This is a genomic window from Peterkaempfera griseoplana (assembly GCF_001418575.1).
Classification (GTDB): domain Bacteria; phylum Actinomycetota; class Actinomycetes; order Streptomycetales; family Streptomycetaceae; genus Peterkaempfera; species Peterkaempfera griseoplana.
Genome location: NZ_LIQR01000612.1, coordinates 1 through 1,558 on the forward strand (window position 1 = coordinate 1; position 1,558 = coordinate 1,558).

Below are 1,558 nucleotides of genomic sequence, written 5' to 3' on the forward strand. Positions count from 1 at the left end.
CCCGGCGGGCCCGCGGTCGTGGTCAGGTGGTGCGCAGGGCGCGGGCGTCCTCCCGGAGCCGGTCTGTCCCCTCGGGGCCGAGCGCATGGCGGGGCCGGAGCGCCGACCCGCCCTGCACCACGGTCCGGCGCACTTCCGGACCGGCAGACGCCGTCGCGATGCCCCGGTCCACCCTGGCCGCCCGCCTCAAGGCCACGGTCGGCCGCATTGAACCGGCCACCCGGCCACTGCGGGAGGCCGTGGAACACCGCCTCCCTCGGGTACTCCGGGAGCGCCCTCGGTGTCGCGTTCAGGGGGTAACGGGGATGGCTCCCGGTGACGACCGCAGGCACCGGACGGGGACCTGACGGCCTCGGGGCGCAGGACCGCCGCACGGCCCCGCCCAGCACGGCGACGGCCCCGCGACAGGGTCGCGGGGCCGCCTGGTGCGCGGGGAGGGGTCAGGCCACGACGCCCTCGACGGCCTTCCGGAGCTCCTCGGCCCGGTCGGTGCGCTCCCAGGTGAAGTCCGGGAGGTCACGGCCGAAGTGGCCGTAGGCGGCGGTCTGGGAGTAGATCGGCCGCAGCAGGTCCAGGTCGCGGATGATGGCGGCCGGGCGCAGGTCGAAGACCCGGGTGACGGCGGCCTGGATGTCGGCGACCGGCACGGTCTCGGTGCCGAAGGTCTCCACGAACAGGCCCACGGGCTCGGCCTTGCCGATCGCATAGGCGACCTGGACCTCGGCGCGGCGGGCGAGGCCCGCGGCGACGATGTTCTTGGCCACCCAGCGCATGGCGTACGCCGCCGAGCGGTCCACCTTGGACGGGTCCTTGCCGGAGAAGGCACCGCCGCCGTGGCGGGCCATGCCGCCGTAGGTGTCGATGATGATCTTGCGGCCGGTCAGGCCGGCGTCGCCCATCGGGCCGCCGATCTCGAACCGCCCCGTGGGGTTGACCAGCAGCCGGTAGCCCTCGGTGGCCAGCTCGATGCCGTCGGCGGCCAGCCTGGCCAGCTCCGGCTCCACCACGAACTCACGGATGTCGGGGGCCAGCAGCGAGTCCAGGTCGATGTCGCTGGCGTGCTGCGAGGAGACCACGACGGTGTCCAGCCGGACCGGGCGGTCGCCGTCGTACTCGATGGTGACCTGGGTCTTGCCGTCGGGGCGCAGGTAGGGGATGGTCCCGTTCTTGCGCACCTCGGACAGCCGGCGCGCCAGCCGGTGGGCCAGGGTGATCGGGAGCGGCATCAGCTCCGGCGTGTCGTCGCACGCGTAGCCGAACATCAGGCCCTGGTCTCCGGCGCCCTGCCGGTCCAGCTCGTCCTCGTCGCCCTCGACCCGGTTCTCATAGGCGGTGTCGACACCCTGGGCGATGTCCGGCGACTGGGAGCCGATGGACACCGACACTCCGCAGGAGGCGCCGTCGAAGCCCTTCTTGGAGCTGTCGTAGCCGATCTCCAGGATCTTGTCCCGGACCAGCGTGGCGATCGGCGCGTAGGCCTTGGTGGTCACCTCACCGGCGACGTGCACCTGGCCGGTGGTGATCATCGTCTCCACGGCGACCCGGGAACCCGGGTCGT

1 protein-coding gene is annotated in these 1,558 nt (G+C 73.3%); it reads right to left on the bottom strand.

The genetic code is table 11. The features are described from left to right. Nucleotides 1–440: 440 nt before the first annotated feature. The coding region (metK, locus tag AOK09_RS34065; RefSeq protein WP_055591084.1) for a methionine adenosyltransferase at nucleotides 441–1,558 on the bottom strand (1,118 nt) is incomplete at its 5' end.